Origin of the sequence: Psychromonas arctica (assembly GCF_038155225.1) — a bacterium.
GTDB classification, from domain to species: Bacteria; Pseudomonadota; Gammaproteobacteria; order Enterobacterales; family Psychromonadaceae; genus Psychromonas; species Psychromonas arctica_B.
In genome coordinates this window covers 87,600-107,550 of sequence record NZ_JBAKBA010000010.1, presented here as the reverse complement: position 1 = coordinate 107,550, position 19,951 = coordinate 87,600, and the positions used below count along the sequence as shown (strand labels likewise).

The following is a 19,951-nucleotide window of genomic DNA, read 5'->3' as shown; positions in this document are numbered from 1 at the left end:
AAACCATTATACATTTCCACCATGCTGTTCAAAAATTACTCTTGAAAGATCAACACACCCTAGTAAAAAAATAGTACTTTATGATTTAAATATAGTTTCACTTCCATTAACCAGAATTGAGATTATGTAAACTAAATAGATGAAAATAAGTAGATAAGTAGATAAAGATACATAAAAGCAGATATAAAAAAGGTTACCAATTGGTAACCTTTTATTTTTAAACACTAATGTTTACACATTTAAAATGATGTAAATTTATTTTGCTGCAACAGTCTTACGACGCCATAGTCCTAAACCTAATAAAGCAGAAGCAAAAATAATCATTGATGAAGGAGCTGGTACATCGACTGCTGGTTCTTCAGAACCGATTGATGCGTCATAATCTATAGTACCGGCAAAAAGTGCATCATGAACTTCACCACCTTGATCAAAATTATTAACGACAACAGAACCTTCAATTGGCGTTGCATTACTTAAATCAGCAAAAGGTGCTAATAAACTACCATTTAATTGTTTAATAAGATCGATATCTGTTGCTTCGAAAAAGTTCCAAATAATATTTTCACGAAAAGCATCTGTAACAATATTACCAACACCATTACCATTGAAATTAGCATCATTAATCACTTCACCAGATACGTTAATAACAATTGCTGATGGCGATTGACCATTCAAGTCGACATCATATTGTTGAATTGAATTATTACTGAAGAAATCTTCAGCCGTAATATTAAAGACAGCAACATCTGTATCAATATCAGAACCAACTTCAAATGAAGCAGGACCAGGCTGTCCATTTGTAGACGTTGTTAAAATAGAGTTAACTGCTAATTCAGATAAATAACCTGAAAAGTTAACAAATTCTGATTTTATTAAATCAAAATCGTACTCAGATGCATCAGTTGTAACTGAGCGAGCATTAACTTGTCCATTATTATTGCCTGCAATAACAACACTTTGCCCGTTAGCGTTAACGGTAGAACCTGAGACTAAGTCCCCAGCAATGACTAACGCATCACCATTTGTTGGATCATTTTGTTGTAAACGAATACCATAATTTGAAGTCCCTGATAAATCACCACCTATCAACGTCTTACCTTCAACTTCACTTGTTGATGCAAGATCATTTAAAACGATAAGGTTGTATTCACTTAACGTTTCAATTGGCCCTGCTAAACTGTATTGAGAATAAAGCCCCACTAGTAATGCAGCTATTACATGTGTTTTTTTCATATATATATACCTTTAATTAAAATTTATTTTTTATCTAACAGGGATAAGCAATTACTATTCCAGTTTTATAACCCATTGTAATTAAATGAATTTAAATATAATCAATTAGAGGTAATTTAATTATCGTAAAAGATTTCGACTATATTTTATTGAATACTCATAAAAGGATAGAAAATCTTTACACTTCTCATAATAAGAGACGGTAAATGAGAGGGTAAAATTATTCAATTAAAAGGATTTAAAATAATAACTCTATGGCTGACGTCGTAAACTACTGTGATCATTGTGGTCAAAACTGTTTCCATAGATCTCAAGCATCATATGTTGAGAGTATTGTAGTTTATCTCCAGATAAGGTCATTTTTTGATTAAAGGTTTTTGTCATTGCTTTGTGCTTTAAAAAAGCAGATTGAGTTATTGGCCAATTCTCATTATCAAAACTAGCATCTACATTAAATACAGTAGAATTTTTAGTGATTACTTTACCTCCAGCAAGTACACAAAGTCCTCGAGGAATAGTTAGTGAATGTATCACATTATCTGTGCCTTGCTCCCAAAGCCAATATCCCGTTTGTTGATGAATAACTTTGTCATTACTTATTCTTTGTACTTTTTGTGTGTAATGAACCGCACTCAAGACTTCTTCTTCAGCATTAGATGTTTCACCAGCAGCGGTAAATACGATCGTTTCATAATATTCATTATGTTCAGTGCTTCCATCTGCTTCAGGAGAAAGATCTTTTCCTTTATTTCCCGACCAAATTCCTATTAGGCCAGCTAATGGGCCATAATCAAATGAGTTTAACTCTTGCATTTTAGTTCCTTTAAATTTGGGGGGATTTTGTCAATTTATAACGGGGCTTATTATATAAAAATCAGACAGATTATAGTAGTTTTTAGAGCGTTCAATTAATATAAAAAGTGTTTTTGGGGGATTTTTATAAAGTAATTTATTAGATAATAAAAAATTAAGCTAAGTGTTAACAAAGCTTAATCTTTATCGTGTGTTTATTTACAATAACTTCAGTATAAAAAACAAGTTCATTAAACGTTAGTTAACGTATGTCGACGCTTTCGACAAATTAAGACTAACTCAATAGCGGAGATAAAAATTAAAGTGTAGCCTAACGTTTCTGTCCCCTCTTCCACTATATTTTTCACAATGCGCATATAATTTTCACCCATGACAGATGTCCAAAAAGATCCTCTACCCATCACTCTTGAAAAAGCCAGTAATACCACTAAACCGGCTAAAAAAGTACCATAGCAAGCTGTTTCAGAATAAGCTTTCAAAGAGGAATAAATCGTTGAAAATTTACCTCGTAAGAAAAAAGCTAAGACAATACCGATACAGAGAACCAATGTTTCCCAGGCTCCATCATATACGTTTTGGTCTAATAGAGAATCAGACTCCCTAACAAACATCATGGCTAATAAAGCAGCAAGTAAAGTACTCGCTACTTTTAATTTATCGTCAAGACGAGCTGCATATAAAAATAGCAGACTACTCGAAAGTGTTAAAATATCTTGCATGTGTTCGGTTAAGGTATTTTCGTTGTACCGGGCAAGTGTTTTTAAATCATATCCTTCTAAACCGATTAAGTAAGCAACGCCAGCCAGAGCAATTAAATAAATGAATGCACGAAAAATGAACATAAGAAAACCTTTATATGGTGAGTAAATTAATAAATAGAATAATAATTAAAGTAATATAATTAAAGTAATATAATTAAAGTAATATAATTAAAGTAATAAAAAATAGAATGTAAATAGATTAAATAAGCTATCTCAGAATAAGATAGCTTTATAGATTAATGAGTGATGTTCATATTAATGCTGCTTAAGCGCCCTTTTTACAAACGCTTTAGTTCGCTCGTGTTTAGGGTTATCAAAAACTTCTTTTGGAGAACCTTGTTCAACGATAAAACCATCTTCCATGAATATCACTCGGTCAGCGACTTCTTTAGCAAATTGCATTTCATGAGTAACAACAATCATCGTCTGCTTTTCAAAAGCAAGCTGTTTCATTACCGCCAACACTTCATCAACCCATTCAGGATCTAATGCGGAAGTGGGCTCATCAAATAAAATCACCTCGCCTTTAGCAGCCATTGCTCTAGCAATACCAACGCGTTGTTGTTGACCACCAGAAAGTTGTGAAGGGTAAACATCAAGTTTATCTTCTAGGCCCACTTTGACTAAAATAGCTTTTGCTGTTGCTAACGCTTCTTGTGCTGGTATTTTCCATACAGTAATGAGACTTTCTGCTACATTTTGTAATGCAGTTTTATTAGCAAATAAAGAGTAATTCTGAAAAACAAAACTACTTTGCTGACGTAATGTCGTTACTTCTTTTGGTTTATGAGAAATAGCATCGATAGTTGCATTACCAATATGAATTTGACCCGTTGTAGGGGTTTCAAGATAATTTAAACAACGCAATAATGTTGATTTACCTGTGCCAGATGGACCAATAATCACAACGATTTCACCTTTAGCGACTTCAAAACTAATATCTTTCAGTACAGCTAAATCACCAAATTTTTTACTTAAATTGGATACTTTGATCATGATTAATATGCCTTATTCAATCTTTTTTCTAGCAGGTGTTGGACTTGAGTAAAGAAGATAACTACCCCCCAATAAATCACAGCAACAGCCAAGAAACTTTCAAAAAATTTAAAGCTTGAAGCGGCTTCCATTTGCGCTTTTGCCATGATCTCAGAAACACCAAGCGTAAAGGCTAATGAAGTACTTTTAATCATATCGATAAAATAATTCATCAATGATGGTGTTGCCACACGAGATGCTTGCGGTAAAATAACACGCTTCATTGCTTGTAAACGCGTCATACCTAAGCTTAAACATGCTTCCATTTGAGACTTATCTATTCCTAGAATCGCCGCTCGAATACTTTCCGCCATATAAGCAGAAAAATGTAATGAGAGTCCAATAATAGCAGCGGTAAATGCATCCATACCAACAAAAATAGTCATAAATTGTGGAAAACCGTAATACAATAAGAACAATTGTACCAATAGCGGCGTGCCACGAAAAAATGAAATATAGAGCGACGCAAGGTGTTGTATAAAAGCAATTTTAAATACTCGCACTAACGCTAAACCAAGCGCGAGTATTAATGCAAATAAGAACCCCCAAAGTGCCATTTCCATTGTCACCCCAAGATATTTAAATAAAATGGGCATTAATTCAATAATGTATTGAAGATCAAAAGAACTTTGCATAAAAATGACTCTTTAAGGGTTAATATTACTGAGTGATGTCTGTATCAAACCACTTGTTAGAAATTTCAGCTAATTTACCATCGGCACGCATTGCTGCTAATGCGGTATTAACTTGATCACGAATAACCAATTGAGATGGTTTGTTTAAGAATGGCATCGCATTTTGAATTTCTTCAAATGGGTGGCCAGCAAGTTGTAACGGTAAACCCGCTTCTTTAATTAGTTGCACAGATGAAACGCGATCCATGATAAATGCATCTGCACGTCCTAAAGCAACATCTTGTTCAATACCTGTATCATAAGTAACAATGTTAATTTCATTATTCACATCATGCTTTCTTAACACTTGTTCAAAATTACTACCTAAGTTTACAGCGACTTTTTTACCTTTTAGATCTTCAAGACCTTGAATATCATCACGCCCTTTACGAACAGTTATTTGAACACCATCAATAACATACGGTACTGAGAATGCGTATTTTGCAGTACGTGCTTCAGTGATTGTTATTTGGTTAGCAATCGTATCAATGTGTCCCGCTTCTAACATGCCAAATAAACCTGAGAAGCTTGCTGTTACATATTCTACTTTGTAATCAGAACGCTTAGCGATTTCATTCCAAACATCGACTTCAAAACCTTGTAACACATCTCTTTTAGAAAATGTGAATGGAAAATAACGACCAGACATACCTACTTTAACGGTTTGCTGAGCAAATGCAGGTACAGTTAATAAACTACTCACTGCAACTAATGCAATTAATGCTTTTTTAAAAAGAATTTTCATATTATTCCTATATAAATTGTTTAACGTGTAATTAAATTGTCATCAAAGCCTGTATAAATATATAAACTTATAAATACCTGATGATGAGTTTGTTATGTTCAAATAATGTCTAAATTATTTAACGTTAGTGCAATAAATTGGTTTGATGAACATTAAAATGAGGGTTTTAGCTATTAAAAAGATAGCTAATTAAGCTTCACATTCAACATCGTAATAAACACAACAACACTAATATTTAATTAAATTGTTTTCTATCAGGAGAACAGCTGAATTCTACATGAAAATAAATGATTAAATAATCTAAAATCACTGATTTTATTGTCGTTATGCTAAATGATTCAGCTCCCTATATAAGGCGCATTAGAACATTAAGCTGCGCGCCTGTCCTCAACGAATTTATAACATAACGTTATATATTAGTGCCATAACAAACAAACTTTCATATTCTGATTGATTTTTAATTAATTTGCTTAATATCTATCCAATATGAATAAAGTTTGGTTGTTGTTCAACACGTGAAATCCATGTCAAAATAGCTGGGAAATTATTTAAATCAAAACCACCTTCGTAAGCAACATGGGTGTAAGCAAATAAACAAAGGTCAGTAATACTGATCGTATCGCCTAATAAATAAGCCGTTTTTTGTAATTGAATTTCCATTACCGCTAATGCTTTTAAGCCGCCTTCTTGTTTGCTTTCTAATTCTTCTAATCTATCTGCAGGGCTACCAAGGTATTTATTGATGAAACGAGCGACAGCAATATAAGGCTCGTGACTATATTGCTCAAAGAACATCCATTGTAAACAAATCGATTGCTGTAAAACATTAGTGGGGAAAAACGAGGTTTGCTGAGAGAGGTAATACAAAATAGCATTAGATTCGGCAATAAACTGTTTATCTTCTGTTACTAACAATGGGATTTTAGCATTAGGGTTCATTGCTAAAAACGCACTAGTGCGCGTTTCTCCTTCTAAAATGTTCACTTCAATCCATTGATGTTCAATTTGTAATAATGAACATAACAATTTAATTTTATAACAGTTTCCTGACAAACTATCGCCATAAATTATTATCGACATATTTTTCCTTAAGGTACTGCTAATACAGTACAGTTACATAAATCGTCACTTTCAAATGACGTTGAATCACCTGCTTTTAAGCCAGGTATTGGAAATACGCGTACCGTTAATGGTTTGTTTAATCTAAATGCCATCGTACCTGTATCACGCATTAAGGCTGAAATTTTATCAATCGGTGTATCACCGGGAATAGGCACCGTATCTAAACCGATTCCACATACTGAGCTATAGGTTAATAAAGCACGAATATCGAAATGTGCTTGTTGGCTACCAGCTGCAAGCCCTCTGTCTTCAGTTAATGCTAACATTAGCCCTGAAAAGCCCACCAGCGGCATATTTTTTATTGATTTGAATACCCGCGTTAATAATGAGGAAACTTCAACGGTTCCAGATGCACCAAAGTACTCAACACCCATTAATTCATAGACTTCTGTCATACTCGCACAATTTTTTGAGGGAGCCGCAGAGCTATCGATACCTGCAAACTTAAAATCTTTTTTAAACCCTGTATTAACGTGTTGGTTAAGACGGCGATCTTCAATGATTGTTTTTAACTGATCAACGTGATGTTGTATTTGTTGAGTTAAAGATTGGTAATAACCATCAAAAGCTTGCTGATGATCTAAGATTGAATTTTGAGCATTAAATGCTTTTAATGTGGCGACTAATAAATCTGGTGTTTCTAAACCGATGACAAAACTATTATTGGTTGATTTGTCAGAATAGCTCGCAGGAAAATAAGGAATTAACGGTTTACAGTTAAAGTTAACGGTAAAATTAAAGTTACCTTCCCCACGTGGAGTAATTTGACTAATTCGATTAACCGCTTTCGTTGCACTTTCAATTAACTGATTATCCAATAGAAAGTGTTCATCTATTGGAATATTCACACACACATTACATAAATCACCGAATTCTTGGATTAATTCAGGAATGAGACTGAGTTGATGCGCAGTAGTCGCTTCTCCAATAGCAAATCGAAGTCTTAAACCTGATTGTTGGCTATTGCTGAGTAATGTATTTAACGTTCGTAAATCTTGTTGAGCTGTTTGTAAGTTAGTTGTGTCGATATATTCAGCAAAAGCATTAGTCACAATCCGAATAGATTGCACGGTATAGCCCTTTTCTTTGAAATCATCTGCTAACGATTGACAAAAATCATTCGCATTTTTAATTAATGAAGGCCATTGGCTTTGATCAAAATCTAAATGAATAAAGGTCGTAATGGTTCGGACTTTGCAAAGTGCTTTATCTAATATCAGTTCAGGTAGCTTCATAAGTCATGTCATAAAATAAAATGTGTTAATAACATAGCATATATCGTAACCATTAGTCATTTTCAGCTTTATTATCAGTCACTTCTTTAATGTATAATGCTCATTCTGAAGGTATTAAATAGAGAACCATGAGCAATCATACAACTTAAATACTCAAGTTAAGGTAAATTGGTTCAGTATAATAGGCATGTTTCAATAAACAGAGTTCGCTGTACCTTAAATGAATAAGAAAATAAATAAGGAAGTGAATAAGAAAATGGATAAGGAACAGTCACAATGCAGTTAATCATGGCGAAACTGAGTAAACACATAACAGCCGTTTATCTCTTCATATATTGCTTAACCCTGATTGTAAGTATTAACCTTTTATGGCAACACAGTTTTCAACAATTACAAACCAGTAATCAACAACAACTTGATCGTTTTAGTCGCCATCTAGAGAGCCAATTAGGACACTTTGCGTTCATTCCACAGCTGCTGTCTCGACAAGGTATAATAATCGACGCGTTAATGTCTCCCCATAATACCGCGCAACTTGATTTAACCAATCGCCATTTAAGATCAATCAATAATATAGTCGGCGCATCTGATACCTATTTATTAGATGCAAAAGCGAATACCATCGCAGCGAGTAACTGGTTAAAAGAAGCCTCTTTTGTAGGTGATAATTATGCATTCCGCCCTTACTATCAAGATGCAATGCGCGGTGAGCAAGGACAATACTTTGCATTAGGCTCAACATCGGGTAGAAGAGGTTATTATTTTTCTTATCCCGTAATGTATGCAGCTGAAGTGATTGGTGTTGTCGTAGTTAAAATGGATCTTTCATTAATCGAGAAAGACTGGATAGGCAAAGAGCAACACTTTTTAGTCTCTGATATGAATAATATTGTTTTTATATCCTCTGAAGAAAAATGGCTTTTTAAGAGTTTATCTCCCTTATCTGATAACCAAAAACAAACAATATTAAAGAGTCGCCGATACTTAGAACAACCCATTGAGTCAGTTTCTATCAATGGTGATTTACAACAAAACGCTAGCGTCTTAAGCATGCCAAATAAAAAACCTTTTTCGAATTATTATTTATCCCTATTAAGTGTTTCACAAAGCAAAGATTGGAGTATTAGAGTGTTTGCACCTATAGCTCCAATCATCATAGATATTTTAATATTAGTTACTTTTATTTCCCTGCTCTTCTTACTTCTTTATTTGACTTATATTCTGATTAAACAAAAAAGAAACAGACTTCAAGAACAAGCTATGTTGGCGATAAAATCTAAGCGAGAACTTGAGTATACGGTAATGCAAAGAACATCAGCCTTACAAGCTGAAGTAGAAGAAAGACATAAAGCCGAATCAGCCCTTCGTTCAACACAAAAAGAATTAATTCAATCCGCTAAATTAGCTGTATTAGGCCAATTATCAGCGAGCATCAGCCACGAACTCAATAATCCTTTGTCGGCTATACGCACTTACGCAGAAAATGCGGTGTTATTTCTAGAGAGAAATCAATTAGATCATGTGAGTAATAATTTAACTCGCATTGATTTATTAACTGAACGCATGGCAAAAATAAGTTCACAACTAAAATCATTTGCACGCAAGCCTAATGGAGAATTACAAGTCATCGCGTTACAACCCGTTATCTTCGCTGCGCATGAATTATTAAAACCACAACTAAAAGCCAACAAAGCTAACTTAACAATAGCATTACCTGACACACCTGTTAACGTAAAAGCTGAGCCTATCCAGCTAGAACAAATTATTGTTAACCTGCTATCTAACGCTTTGCAATCAATGCAACACAGTGACGATAAACAAATCATTATTAAACTAGCCGTTCAACTAGAAGATAAGCAGAATAGCAAAGAATCACTGGCTATCATCAAAGTACTGGATAAAGGAACAGGTATCGATAAAAAGCATCTACCGCATTTGTTTGAACCCTTCTTTACCACTAAAGAAACCGGACTGGGCTTAGGTTTATCCATTTCACAACAAATTATCAGTAATATGCAAGGATCTTTATCAGCGCAAAATAGGCCAATAGCAGGCGCCGAATTTACGATTACCTTACCATTAGTCATTAACGGCGTATTCAGTGAATTAAACACGATTAAAGATAGCAACAGTTGAGAAGATGAGTCATCACGTTAAGCATGGCTTTTGTTAGAAACATGTTTGACAATGAATAAAATAATTTGAATCGAAATAAGATCAGGGAGTAATAATGAGTTTGGTATTTTTTATTGATGATGAATACGACATGCGTTTATCAAACGAACAAACCTTTGCATTAGCTGGTATTGATGCGGCATTCTTTGAAGACGCGGAGTCGGCACTCATAGCAGCTAAACAATCATTACCATTAGTGGTGATCTCTGATATCAGACTACCGGGTATCACAGGTCAACAGTTGTTAAATACTTTACAGCAACAAGATATTGATTTACCGATTATTTTGATCACCGGGCATGGTGATATATCAATGGCAGTTGAAGCAATTAGAAATGGCGCTTACGATTTTATTGAAAAACCCTTTTCATCAGATAGATTAATAGAAGTGACGCGTAAAGCCATTGAAAAAAGAAAACTTACGCTTGAAAACAGAGAATTAAAGAAAGCGTTACAGAGTAAAGAAACATTGGGTCCAAGGATTATTGGCAACACACCCAGCATTATTTCATTAAAACAAATGATATATCGTGTTGCAGATAGCCATGCAGACATACTGCTGTATGGAGAAACAGGTACAGGTAAAGAACTGGTTGCCCGCTCATTACACGAACAAAGCCAGCGAAGCTCTAACAACTTTGTCGCTGTTAACTGTGGGGCTGTACCAGAAAATCTCATTGAAAGTGAATTATATGGGCATGAGAAAGGCGCGTTTACAGGCGCTGACTCGCAACGTATCGGGAAATTTGAATATGCCCAAGGAGGCACCCTATTCCTTGATGAAATAGAATCAATGCCAATGCAAGCTCAGGTACGTTTATTAAGAGTATTACAAGAAAGAAGTTTAGAGCGAGTTGGTTCTAACAAAGCCATTGACCTAGATATCAGAATCATTGCAGCCACTAAAGTCGATTTAAAAGAAGCACCGGATTTTAGACAAGACCTGTATTACAGGTTAAATATGGTCACGCTAGATTTACCGCCTTTACGTCACCGCAAAGAAGATATCCCTAAGCTATTCCATCATTTTTTATTAGTTGCCGCCGCTCGATATGGAAAAGCCGCACCGGCATTACCCGCTCATTCATTACAGGCACTATTGAGCCATGATTGGCCAGGTAATGTAAGAGAATTAAGGAATGCCGCAGAACGCTTTATTTTATTAGGTTCACTCTCTGATTTAAACGATGCAGAGAACGATGTTAATGCAGGTTTAAGTTTATCTGAACAGGTTGATGCTTTTGAAAAAACCTTAATAGAACAAGCCTTAAGCTTAACTAATGGCAGTATCAAAAATGCGATGCAAGCGCTTAACCTCCCACGCAAAACCTTATACGATAAAATGCAAAAGCACGGTATCGAAAAACAAAGTTTTAAAGCAGAACATAATGAGATAATGGAATAAGTGAGAAAGGAATATATAGAAAGAGAAGAATAGTTGAATTAAAGAATTAAAGAATTAAGGAAAAAGGAAAAAGAAATTAAATGAATGAATAATTGCTGGCGGGTTAGTCCACCAGCAATAAGTTCATAATATGAAGATTAACTACTTAGTAATCACCTCAGGTCCCATCATCATATTAGGTAACCACGTAGATACCGCAGGTACATAAGTCACAATCATCAAGAACAAGAACATCACCCCGACTAACGGTAATGATGCTTTGACCACTTTCATCATCGAAAGTTTGGCGACCCCAGCGGTGACAAAGAGATTTAAACCAACGGGTGGCGTGATCATCCCTATCTCCATATTCACCACCATCATAATACCCAAGTGAATAGGATCAATACCTAAAGCAATCGCAATTGGAAATACCAAAGGTGCCACAATAATCAGTAAACCAGACGGTTCCATAAATTGTCCACCAATCAATAACAAGAGATTAACAACAATTAAAAACTCTATTGGACCTAAGCCAGCTGACAACATTGACTCTGTTATCATTTGTGGAATTCGTTCTTCAGTTAATACATGCTTAAGGATTAACGCATTAGCAACAATGAACATCAACATGATCGTTAACTTACCCGCATCATATAATGTCTTACGCGTATCTTCATGGCAGAACACATGCATCGCTTTAAACCAATAAGCTTTGCCCTTTTTCTCTGCAGGTTCCTTATCTGATAATGGCCCCATATCTTTATAAACAAAGTTTGAAATAATAAAGGCATACACAGCGGCAACAGCAGCAGCTTCAGTCGGCGTAAAGACACCACCATAAATACCACCAAGGATAATAACAATCAGTAATAATCCCCAACCAGCATCTCTTGCAGAGCGGAACACTTCGCTCCAACCAACGAAAGGTTGTGCAGGAATGTTTTTATAACGCGCATAAATGTAGATGGCGATCATCAACATCACTCCGGCTAACAGACCAGGAATAACGCCCCCTAAAAACATTCGCCCTACTGATACATCTGTTGCCGCAGCATAAACAACCATGACAATTGAAGGAGGGATCAAAATACCTAATGTACCCGCATTACAAATAACACCAGCAGCAAATTCTTTTGTGTAACCATTTTTAACCATACCTGCAATAACAATACCGCCAATCGCAACAACCGTTGCAGGTGAAGAACCTGATAAAGCAGCAAACATCATACAAGCCACTACGGATGCCATCGCTAAACCACCACGCAATGACCCAACCAATGCAATCGCAAATCGAATAATACGTTTTGCCACACCACCCGTAGCCATAAAGCTAGAAGCAAGAATAAAAAAGGGAATCGCCAATAAAGTATAATGACCAGTAAATGCATTAAGTAGCGTTTGTGCAATAGATGCTAACGACGCATCAGAATGCACCATCAAAAAGACAATACTTGAAGCCCCTAGAGAAATAGCAATAGGCACACCGATGATCATCAAAGCGATCACCATAATAAAAAGCATTAACATAGCCATTAGTTATCCTCCTTTTTAACATTAGCTTGTTCAGCTTTATTTTTTTGCTCACTATCACTTTGCCCATCGTTTTTATGATCATAGCTTTTGTTTGCAAAGCTTTGTTTAATCTCTTTTAGTTCGTTATTACCCTGCTCTTGATGAAACTCTTCAAGCTGCTCTTCTGCTTCATGACTAGCAATCATACGATCTAATTTATTGGTCATGATTAACCAAGCTATTTGTAAGAATCGAAACGTCATCAATGCCATCCCTAATGGCAGTGCAAAGTAAGGAATAAAGCGAGGTAGTCTTTCGTATCGTTCGCCCTCATTAAACCAACTTGAAAGAAACTGTAAAATATCAGGCATTGGAATATCTTCGGTTTCATACCAAGCTCGGTCAGTAATAAAAGGCACCCAATAATTCCAAGAACCTATTAATAATGAAACAGAAAAGAATAAACAAAAGAACACTGCGACCAACGCAAAAGTCTTTCTCAGCCCTTTGGGTGCAATATTAATAACAACATCCACACCAATGTGAAAATGTTTTTTAACGCCATAAGAAGCGCCTACCAGTACCATCCACGCAAACATAAATACGGTAAGTTCTAATGCCCATAAAATATTGTCATTAAAAACATAACGCACCACTACATTGGCAAAGGTTAATAACGTCATTAACCCTAAGAATGCCGCAATTAATGTTTCTTCTGCATAGTCAGTGATTTTCCCTATTCGGGTAAAAAATCCGCTTTCCATTTGTTTATCCCTTTCTTATTCTCTATTTTAACGCTATTCAGTAAAGCCATTACCTACCAATCGAAATAATCATGGCAGGCAATGGCTAAATTTTAATAGTTACTGATTAGAAGCTTGTGCTGCCTCAAGTAAGTCACTACCAATATCTTTTTCATATTTTTTCCATACTGGTTTAAGTGCAGTAACCCAAGCTTCACGTTGCTCTGCTGTTAAAGTACGAACAACACCGCCCGCTTTGATAATGTTTTGCTTGTTCGCTTCATTCACAACCGTTGATTCAGCATTTCTAACTTCAGTTACTTCTTTTAAAATAGTGCCTAATTGGTCACGAATATCATCAGGTAAGTTGTCCCACCAATCGCCAGAAGTCACGACTAAGTAGTCTAAAATACCGTGATTCGTTTCTGTTACGCCGTCTTGAACTTCAAAGAATTTTTTACCGTAAGTATTTGACCAAGTATTTTCTTGTCCATCGATAACTTTAGTCTGTAGACCGCCGTAAACCTCTTTAAATGACATTTTTTGAGGATTAGCACCTAGTTGTTCAAATTGTGCAACTAACACGTCAGATGCTTGTACACGGAACTTAAGCCCTTTAGCGTCACTTGGTAACAACAAAGGTTTATTCGCTGACATTTGTTTCATACCGTTATGCCAAAACTCTAATCCTTTTAAACCACGACGATTCATCGCATTTTTTAACTTATCGCCCGCTTCAGAGTTCTGAAATCTATCAACAGCAGCAACGTCTGTGAAAAGAAACGGTAAATCGAAAATGCGATATTTTTTAGTGATTTTTTCAAACTTAGATAAAGAAGGAGCTGCTAGTTGCACATCACCATTTAACAGTGCTTCTAATACTTGGTTATCATCATATAAAGTGGAGTTTGGAAAAACCTGCATACACGCTTTACCATTCATTTCAGTATTCACTCGTTGTTCTAATAATGATGCAGCGACCCCTTTAGGGTGCTTATCAGAATTAGTAACATGACTAAACTTGATCACCATCTCACCAGGATCACAATTAGCATAAGCATTAGCACCACTTAAAAGTGCTGCACTACATAAAGACATAACCGTTAATTTTTTAAACATGTTGAGCTCCTATATCCATATTGGTACGCGTTAATTGCGTATGTTGAGTAAAGATTGTTTTAACAATATTGTTCTATAAATTAATAACGAAAACGTTCTATCGTATGGGTTGATATAGCAAGGGGCGAGCCAATGTTAAATTAATGTTAACAATGCACTGGTAGTAAGGAATACAGAGAAGTGTTTGTATTTAAAGAAAAGGTATCATTGATAGAATGGGGGGAAATCTACCCATTAAAAAATAAACAATGAGTCAAAAGCCGCCATTTTATGATTTCCATATAAGAAGCTATATCAACTTCACTATATAAAAAGACAGAACATGAAGAGCTACTGTATTAAAAGCCAGTAAGGAAAGTAACTAAAATAGATAAGTTAGAAATATAGCTAAGAAAGATAACTAAGAAAGATAGCTAAAGACGCTAGATCAATTTTTGATTAAGCATAAAAAAAGGCCACTGAAGTGACCTCTTTAAAAGATAAGTTTTAAATTAAATTAAAACTTCACATTAAGCTTTACGGCGAACTGAACCTGCAAAACCTAACAATGCTAAACCGAAAACAGCGAGGGTTGAAGGCTCAGGAACAGAAACGGTTGCATAATCAAAATTTAAATTACTGATAGCACCAGAACCATTAAGGTTTATTTCTAACGAGTAAACACCCGTTACATCAAATAATAAACGATCCCACGTATTATTACCGCCAGTACCTGGAGTGAAAAAAGTACCTGCACTAATTTCATCGCCATTGACATCGTATAAATTAATCTCGTTATGATCAGTTGCTTCTTCAGACTCAATATCAAAGAAATCGATACTGTTTAACGTAATAGCTTCAGAAAAGTCAATTGTAAAATATCCCGCAGGACGATTACCTTCGTCATCTGGATTTGTACAAGTCAATGCATCACAAGTGCTAGGGTTTTCATGGATAACTAAAATATTACCTGGATTAGAAGTTCCCAAACTTGGATTATTAATATTCGTAAAAGGCGATTCTAAATCACTATCTTGAGTATTCGTTAGGCTACTGTCAAAAACAACAGCTAGATTGCTTTCATTTTGAAAAACATTAGTACCATTAAAAGTAATGCCATAATCAGCAAAGTACTCGTCATCGACAATTGTTCCGTTATCTAAACCGTCAAAAGCAATAGTAGTAGCAGATGCTAATGGCATCATTGCTGTTGAGGCAGCTAATACAATCCAGTGTTTTAATTTCATAATTGTTCCTTAATTTATAATATTAACTTAGCTCACGGAAAGTGAATGGTTAATAAAGAGCATATAATGACAATGAATAATAAAAATGGCTAAACACCAAGCTTAATCATTGATACAACAGATTATATCACCCATCCACCTAGTCAAATATAAGTCATTACTAAGTATTTCGTAAACATTTCTGAAATATCTACTCATTAAGTATACAAACGCTTCGCTTTTAATAATGCGCCAAACACAACGGAGCTAAATGCATCAGCAACAGAGATAGAAACAGAAGGATATCGTTCACTTAACGCTTGTTGCACTAAAGGAGATAACCCCATGCCTCCTGTTAAATAAATAATTTCAGGAGTCCTCTGTGCTTGTTCTATTGCATCGTCAATCATCACAAACATTTTATCTAACCAATTAACCATGGTTTCAGATACTTGTTGACGTTCAATATCAAGTTCAAGTGAATTGTCGATGAATAATAAAGGCAGTTCAGCTATCTCATTATCACTTAAGTTAATCTTAGCTAACTCAATCGCATGCATTAATTGATGTGTTAGCCTTTCTTTTTGAACTTGTTGTAAACGCATTAACGGAATGGGATCTTCACTTTCATTAATGTATTCAGTAATCGACTTACTACGGGCAGGAGAATAAAAATCACTCATTAATGGCATATTATCGATATCGTAAACGCCCGAGAACAGCATATTGGGAATAGCTCTTCCACTGTTAGTACGAGTACCTCTACCAAATAAAGGTGAAACAATGCCACTCGCTAATAATTTATCGCAAACGATACCGCCTTGACGAATGCCCACGGTTGAATAGATATCAGCACTGCGATCCAGTTTCTCTGCATTTTCTTTGCTTAACATACAGAAAGTAACATCTGACGTACCACCCCCTAAATCGACAACCATCGCATCGGTTGCTTTATCGATATTCTGCTCAAAGTGATAAGCAGCTGCTAAAGGTTCATGGATAAACTCAACGTCTGTAAATCCCACTTTATTGGCTGCCCGTAACATTAATGCTTCAGCTTGCTTATTGCCTAGCTCACCCATTGTTGAATGATAATTAACTGGACGGGCAATTACCGCTTTAGTAATAACAACGGAAAGTTGTTTCTCTGCACACTTCTTTAAATACGAAAGAAAACGCACCACTAGCTTTTCGAAACTATCTAATAAACGTTTAGGAATTTTTGCCCCTAAAAAGTTTTTAGGGCTGTTAACATATCGGCCTTCATGTGGCGTTTGCAAAAAAGCATTAAAACCTTGCTCACCGAATAAGATCTCCCCCGCAGCTAACATATCATTTAAGGTTTGCTCATTTGCTTTAGCATCTAGACTATCATCACCAGATTCATCATGAGCAAGGTAAATCGCAGAGCGTATTTTATAAGGATTTTCGCTGTTCTCATCTACAACAATTAGTGTTGGTAAGTCGTTAACTAGTGCTGCAACAGCACAATTACTCGTACCAAAATCAATGCCAATAAAATCAGTTGTCATAGGTTTGCCTAATGAAAAAAAATAAGGGGCGAGATATTACCTTATCAAGTCATAAATACAAATATGGATTAAAAAAATTCAAATGTTATTGATAAATAAATAACATTTAATTTTAATAGCTACCTATTTCATCGTTTAAAAAATGTCATTAATATATCCTTAAAATACCCCTTCATTGCGCACCAATTCAGTGCAAAATGACAAATAATTCGCTTGATTGGTGCAATATTTATCCTTTAAAAACAATAAAAAACACCTCATAAAAAACATAAGCTATTGATTTAAATGCAAATAACAAACATGGCATCTAATGTGCTATATCATTATTGTAAAATGGATGTTAACCGTTTTTTACTAGGAGTAGTGACAATGGTCGCAACACAAACTGAGCAGATGAAGCCCAAACAGAAAAGTGCTGTTTTACTTGTCGAAGAAGGCAATGTTGATCAATGTATTACTACTTTAAAAATTAACGAGAATAACAATTCCATATTAAAACAATCACTTATCGATCTTGATTACAACGTAACTCATCATGTAAATAGCGATGTATTATTGTCAGAAAAATGTGCACAAAGTTTTCCTAATATTTTGATCATTAATACAGATGCTCCCTCTGATGAAATATTAAAAGAATTAACTAGTATTAATAAACTAACGCCTTTACCAGTGTTGGTTTTTGCAAAACAAGAAACTCAATCATTAATTAAATCATCTATCAAAGCGGGTGTAAGTGCATATATCGTCAATGACATTCAACCTCATCGTTTAAATAGTTTGATCAGTGTTGCTTGCGAAAGGTTTGCACAACATCAAAAATTAGTTAAAGAGTTAAAACAAACAAAAACCCTGTTAGCTGACCGTAAAATTGTGGAGCGAGCAAAAGGTTATCTTATGCAGCAGAGAAAAATAACAGAGCAGGAAGCATTTACTTTATTGCGAAAAATGGCCATGAATAATGGGCAAACATTAGCAGAGGTATCAAATAATATTATTACTGTTTTTACTCATTAAAAAACAGCTGTAAAACAACTTGTCGTTAATTAGAGCGACATAGCTAAAATATGTAAATGAAAAAGTAACACCCTTTTTATTATCAACGGCGATAATGAAAATAAAAATTTAAACTTAAACAATGACGTTTAAGTATTTAAAAAGAGCAATGGCGCTCATTAACCCCCTTCTTGTAAGGAGGCTAATGAGCGCTTTTTTTTGCATCAAAATAACCAAAATAAAAGGATTTATATAATGAGTTGGATTAAACCAGTCAAATTTGTCGCTAAAAAACTGGCATTAAGCATCGCAATATCAGCAACAGTGATTTCTTTTGCACAAGCTGAAAAGTTAGGGTATCCGGAAAAGGAAGAACTAAAATTTGGCTTTATTAAATTAACAGATATGGCGCCGATCGCCATTGCTTATGAAAATGGTTATTTCGAAGATGAAGGTTTATACGTCACTATAGAAGCACAAGCTAACTGGAAAGTACTGTTAAATGGTTTGATTGATGGCACGCTAGATGGTGCTCACATGTTAGCAGGCCAACCAATTGCTGCAACAATGGGCTTTGGTACGAAAGCCCATATCATTACGCCTTTTTCAATGGACTTAAATGGTAATGCGATCACGGTTTCTAATGAAATTTGGAAACAGATGAAACCAAACATTCCTAAACAAGCCGATGGCTGGCCTGTTCATCCAATTAAAGCGGATGCTTTAAAACCAGTGGTTGAATCTTATAAAGCACAAGGTAAACCATTCAATCTAGGCATGGTATTCCCTGTATCAACACATAACTATGAATTAAGATATTGGTTAGCAGCTGGTGACATTCACCCAGGCTTTTACGCACCACATAAAGGTGATACAAGCGGTCATATCGATGGCGATGCTATCTTATCTGTAACACCTCCACCACAAATGCCATCAACATTGGAAGCAGGTACTATCTACGGTTATTCCGTAGGTGAACCATGGAACCAACAAGCTGTATTTAAAGGTATTGGTGTACCGGTAGTCACTGATTACGAAATCTGGAAAAATAATCCAGAGAAAGTATTTGGTTTAACTGCTGAATTTGCTGAAAAATACCCGAACACAACGATTCGTTTAACACGCGCATTAATTCGTGCGGCTATGTGGTTAGACGAAAAAGATAATGCAAATCGCCCTGCAGCAGTAAAAATATTATCGCAATCTAACTACGTAGGTGCCGATTATGAAGTCATTGCAAACAGTATGACTGGAACATTTGAATACGAAAAAGGCGACAAACGAGATGTACCTGATTTCAACGTATTCTTTAGACATAATGCGACTTACCCATACTACTCAGATGCAATCTGGTACTTAACGCAGATGCGTCGTTGGGGTCAAATTTCAGAAGCTAAATCAGATGAATGGTACAAAGACTTAGCGAAAAAAGTTTACCGTCCAGATATCTACCAACAAGCAGCACAATCTCTAATTGATGAAAAACTAGCTGATGCTAAAGATTTCCCTGACTTTGCAACAGAGAAAGGCTTTAGAGCACCACAAACGCACTTTATTGATGACTTAGTTTATGACGGTAACACACCAAATGCTTACATAGACTCTTTCAAAATTGGACTTAAAAAAGATGACAAAATTTAAGGTTATTTAACTGTTACTAAAAAAGT

Annotated in this window: 17 protein-coding genes; 4 read left to right on the top strand and 13 right to left on the bottom strand. The window is 35.3% G+C overall.

The genetic code is table 11. From position 1 onward, the window contains the following. Positions 1–255 precede the first annotated feature (255 nt). From V6255_RS06300 to V6255_RS06265, 8 genes are all read right to left on the bottom strand, one after another. Positions 256–1,233 (bottom strand): collagen-binding domain-containing protein, encoded by a 978-nt coding sequence (locus V6255_RS06300; RefSeq protein ID WP_341627389.1) that lies wholly within the window; start codon positions 1,231–1,233, stop codon positions 256–258. A gap of 252 nt (positions 1,234–1,485) precedes the next feature. Then, the gene (locus V6255_RS06295) at positions 1,486–2,046 is read right to left on the bottom strand and encodes a heme-binding beta-barrel domain-containing protein (RefSeq protein ID WP_341627388.1); all 561 of its coding nucleotides are present in this window, start codon (positions 2,044–2,046) and stop codon (positions 1,486–1,488) included. Positions 2,047–2,276: 230 nt separating this feature from the next. Beyond that, complete coding sequence (locus V6255_RS06290; RefSeq protein ID WP_341627387.1) at positions 2,277–2,888, bottom strand: hypothetical protein; 612 nt, start codon at positions 2,886–2,888, stop codon at positions 2,277–2,279. 174 nt (positions 2,889–3,062) lie between these two features. Further along, entirely contained in the window at positions 3,063–3,803 is a 741-nt protein-coding gene (locus V6255_RS06285; RefSeq protein ID WP_341627386.1) for an amino acid ABC transporter ATP-binding protein, read from the bottom strand. 2 nt (positions 3,804–3,805) lie between these two features. Continuing rightward, on the bottom strand, positions 3,806–4,477 hold the full coding sequence (locus V6255_RS06280; RefSeq protein WP_341627385.1) for an amino acid ABC transporter permease: 672 nt from the start codon (positions 4,475–4,477) through the stop codon (positions 3,806–3,808). A gap of 25 nt (positions 4,478–4,502) precedes the next feature. Beyond that, entirely contained in the window at positions 4,503–5,261 is a 759-nt protein-coding gene (locus V6255_RS06275) for an amino acid ABC transporter substrate-binding protein (protein ID WP_341627384.1), read from the bottom strand. A 477-nt stretch (positions 5,262–5,738) separates the two neighbouring features. Further along, positions 5,739–6,335: a glutathione S-transferase family protein gene (locus V6255_RS06270; RefSeq protein WP_341627393.1), complete on the bottom strand. Its 597-nt coding sequence runs from the start codon at positions 6,333–6,335 to the stop codon at positions 5,739–5,741. A gap of 14 nt (positions 6,336–6,349) precedes the next feature. Then, entirely contained in the window at positions 6,350–7,618 is a 1,269-nt protein-coding gene (locus V6255_RS06265) for a DUF711 family protein (RefSeq protein ID WP_341627383.1), read from the bottom strand. Positions 7,619–7,894: 276 nt separating this feature from the next. On the opposite strand from V6255_RS06265, the gene V6255_RS06260 reads away from it, so the two are divergent. Both V6255_RS06260 and V6255_RS06255 read left to right on the top strand, forming a co-directional pair. Then, the gene (locus V6255_RS06260) at positions 7,895–9,754 is read left to right on the top strand and encodes a sensor histidine kinase (RefSeq protein ID WP_341627382.1); all 1,860 of its coding nucleotides are present in this window, start codon (positions 7,895–7,897) and stop codon (positions 9,752–9,754) included. Positions 9,755–9,848: 94 nt separating this feature from the next. After that, complete coding sequence (locus V6255_RS06255; protein ID WP_341627381.1) at positions 9,849–11,198, top strand: sigma-54 dependent transcriptional regulator; 1,350 nt, start codon at positions 9,849–9,851, stop codon at positions 11,196–11,198. 141 nt (positions 11,199–11,339) lie between these two features. Here the strand turns inward: V6255_RS06255 and V6255_RS06250 are convergent, their stop codons facing one another. The 5 genes from V6255_RS06250 to V6255_RS06230 form a co-directional block, all read right to left on the bottom strand. Then, on the bottom strand, positions 11,340–12,713 hold the full coding sequence (locus V6255_RS06250; protein WP_341627380.1) for a TRAP transporter large permease: 1,374 nt from the start codon (positions 12,711–12,713) through the stop codon (positions 11,340–11,342). Then, positions 12,713–13,456 (bottom strand): TRAP transporter small permease, encoded by a 744-nt coding sequence (locus V6255_RS06245; RefSeq protein ID WP_341627379.1) that lies wholly within the window; start codon positions 13,454–13,456, stop codon positions 12,713–12,715. Before V6255_RS06245 ends, V6255_RS06250 begins: the two co-directional genes overlap by 1 nt. 99 nt (positions 13,457–13,555) lie before the next feature. Further along, positions 13,556–14,554 (bottom strand): DctP family TRAP transporter solute-binding subunit, encoded by a 999-nt coding sequence (locus tag V6255_RS06240; RefSeq protein WP_341627378.1) that lies wholly within the window; start codon positions 14,552–14,554, stop codon positions 13,556–13,558. 509 nt (positions 14,555–15,063) lie between these two features. Beyond that, positions 15,064–15,780 carry a PEP-CTERM sorting domain-containing protein gene (locus tag V6255_RS06235; protein ID WP_341627377.1) on the bottom strand — a complete coding sequence of 239 codons (717 nt, stop codon included), beginning with the start codon at positions 15,778–15,780 and terminating at the stop codon, positions 15,064–15,066. 197 nt (positions 15,781–15,977) lie between these two features. Further along, the gene (locus V6255_RS06230; protein WP_341627376.1) at positions 15,978–17,291 is read right to left on the bottom strand and encodes an Hsp70 family protein; all 1,314 of its coding nucleotides are present in this window, start codon (positions 17,289–17,291) and stop codon (positions 15,978–15,980) included. Between the two features lie 369 nt (positions 17,292–17,660). Here V6255_RS06230 and V6255_RS06225 point away from each other — a divergent pair, with 369 nt between their 5' ends. Together V6255_RS06225 and V6255_RS06220 are read left to right on the top strand one after the other, a co-directional pair. Next, positions 17,661–18,305 carry an ANTAR domain-containing response regulator gene (locus V6255_RS06225; protein WP_341627375.1) on the top strand — a complete coding sequence of 215 codons (645 nt, stop codon included), beginning with the start codon at positions 17,661–17,663 and terminating at the stop codon, positions 18,303–18,305. 234 nt (positions 18,306–18,539) lie between these two features. Further along, positions 18,540–19,925 (top strand): CmpA/NrtA family ABC transporter substrate-binding protein, encoded by a 1,386-nt coding sequence (locus V6255_RS06220; RefSeq protein ID WP_341627374.1) that lies wholly within the window; start codon positions 18,540–18,542, stop codon positions 19,923–19,925. Positions 19,926–19,951 lie beyond the last annotated feature (26 nt).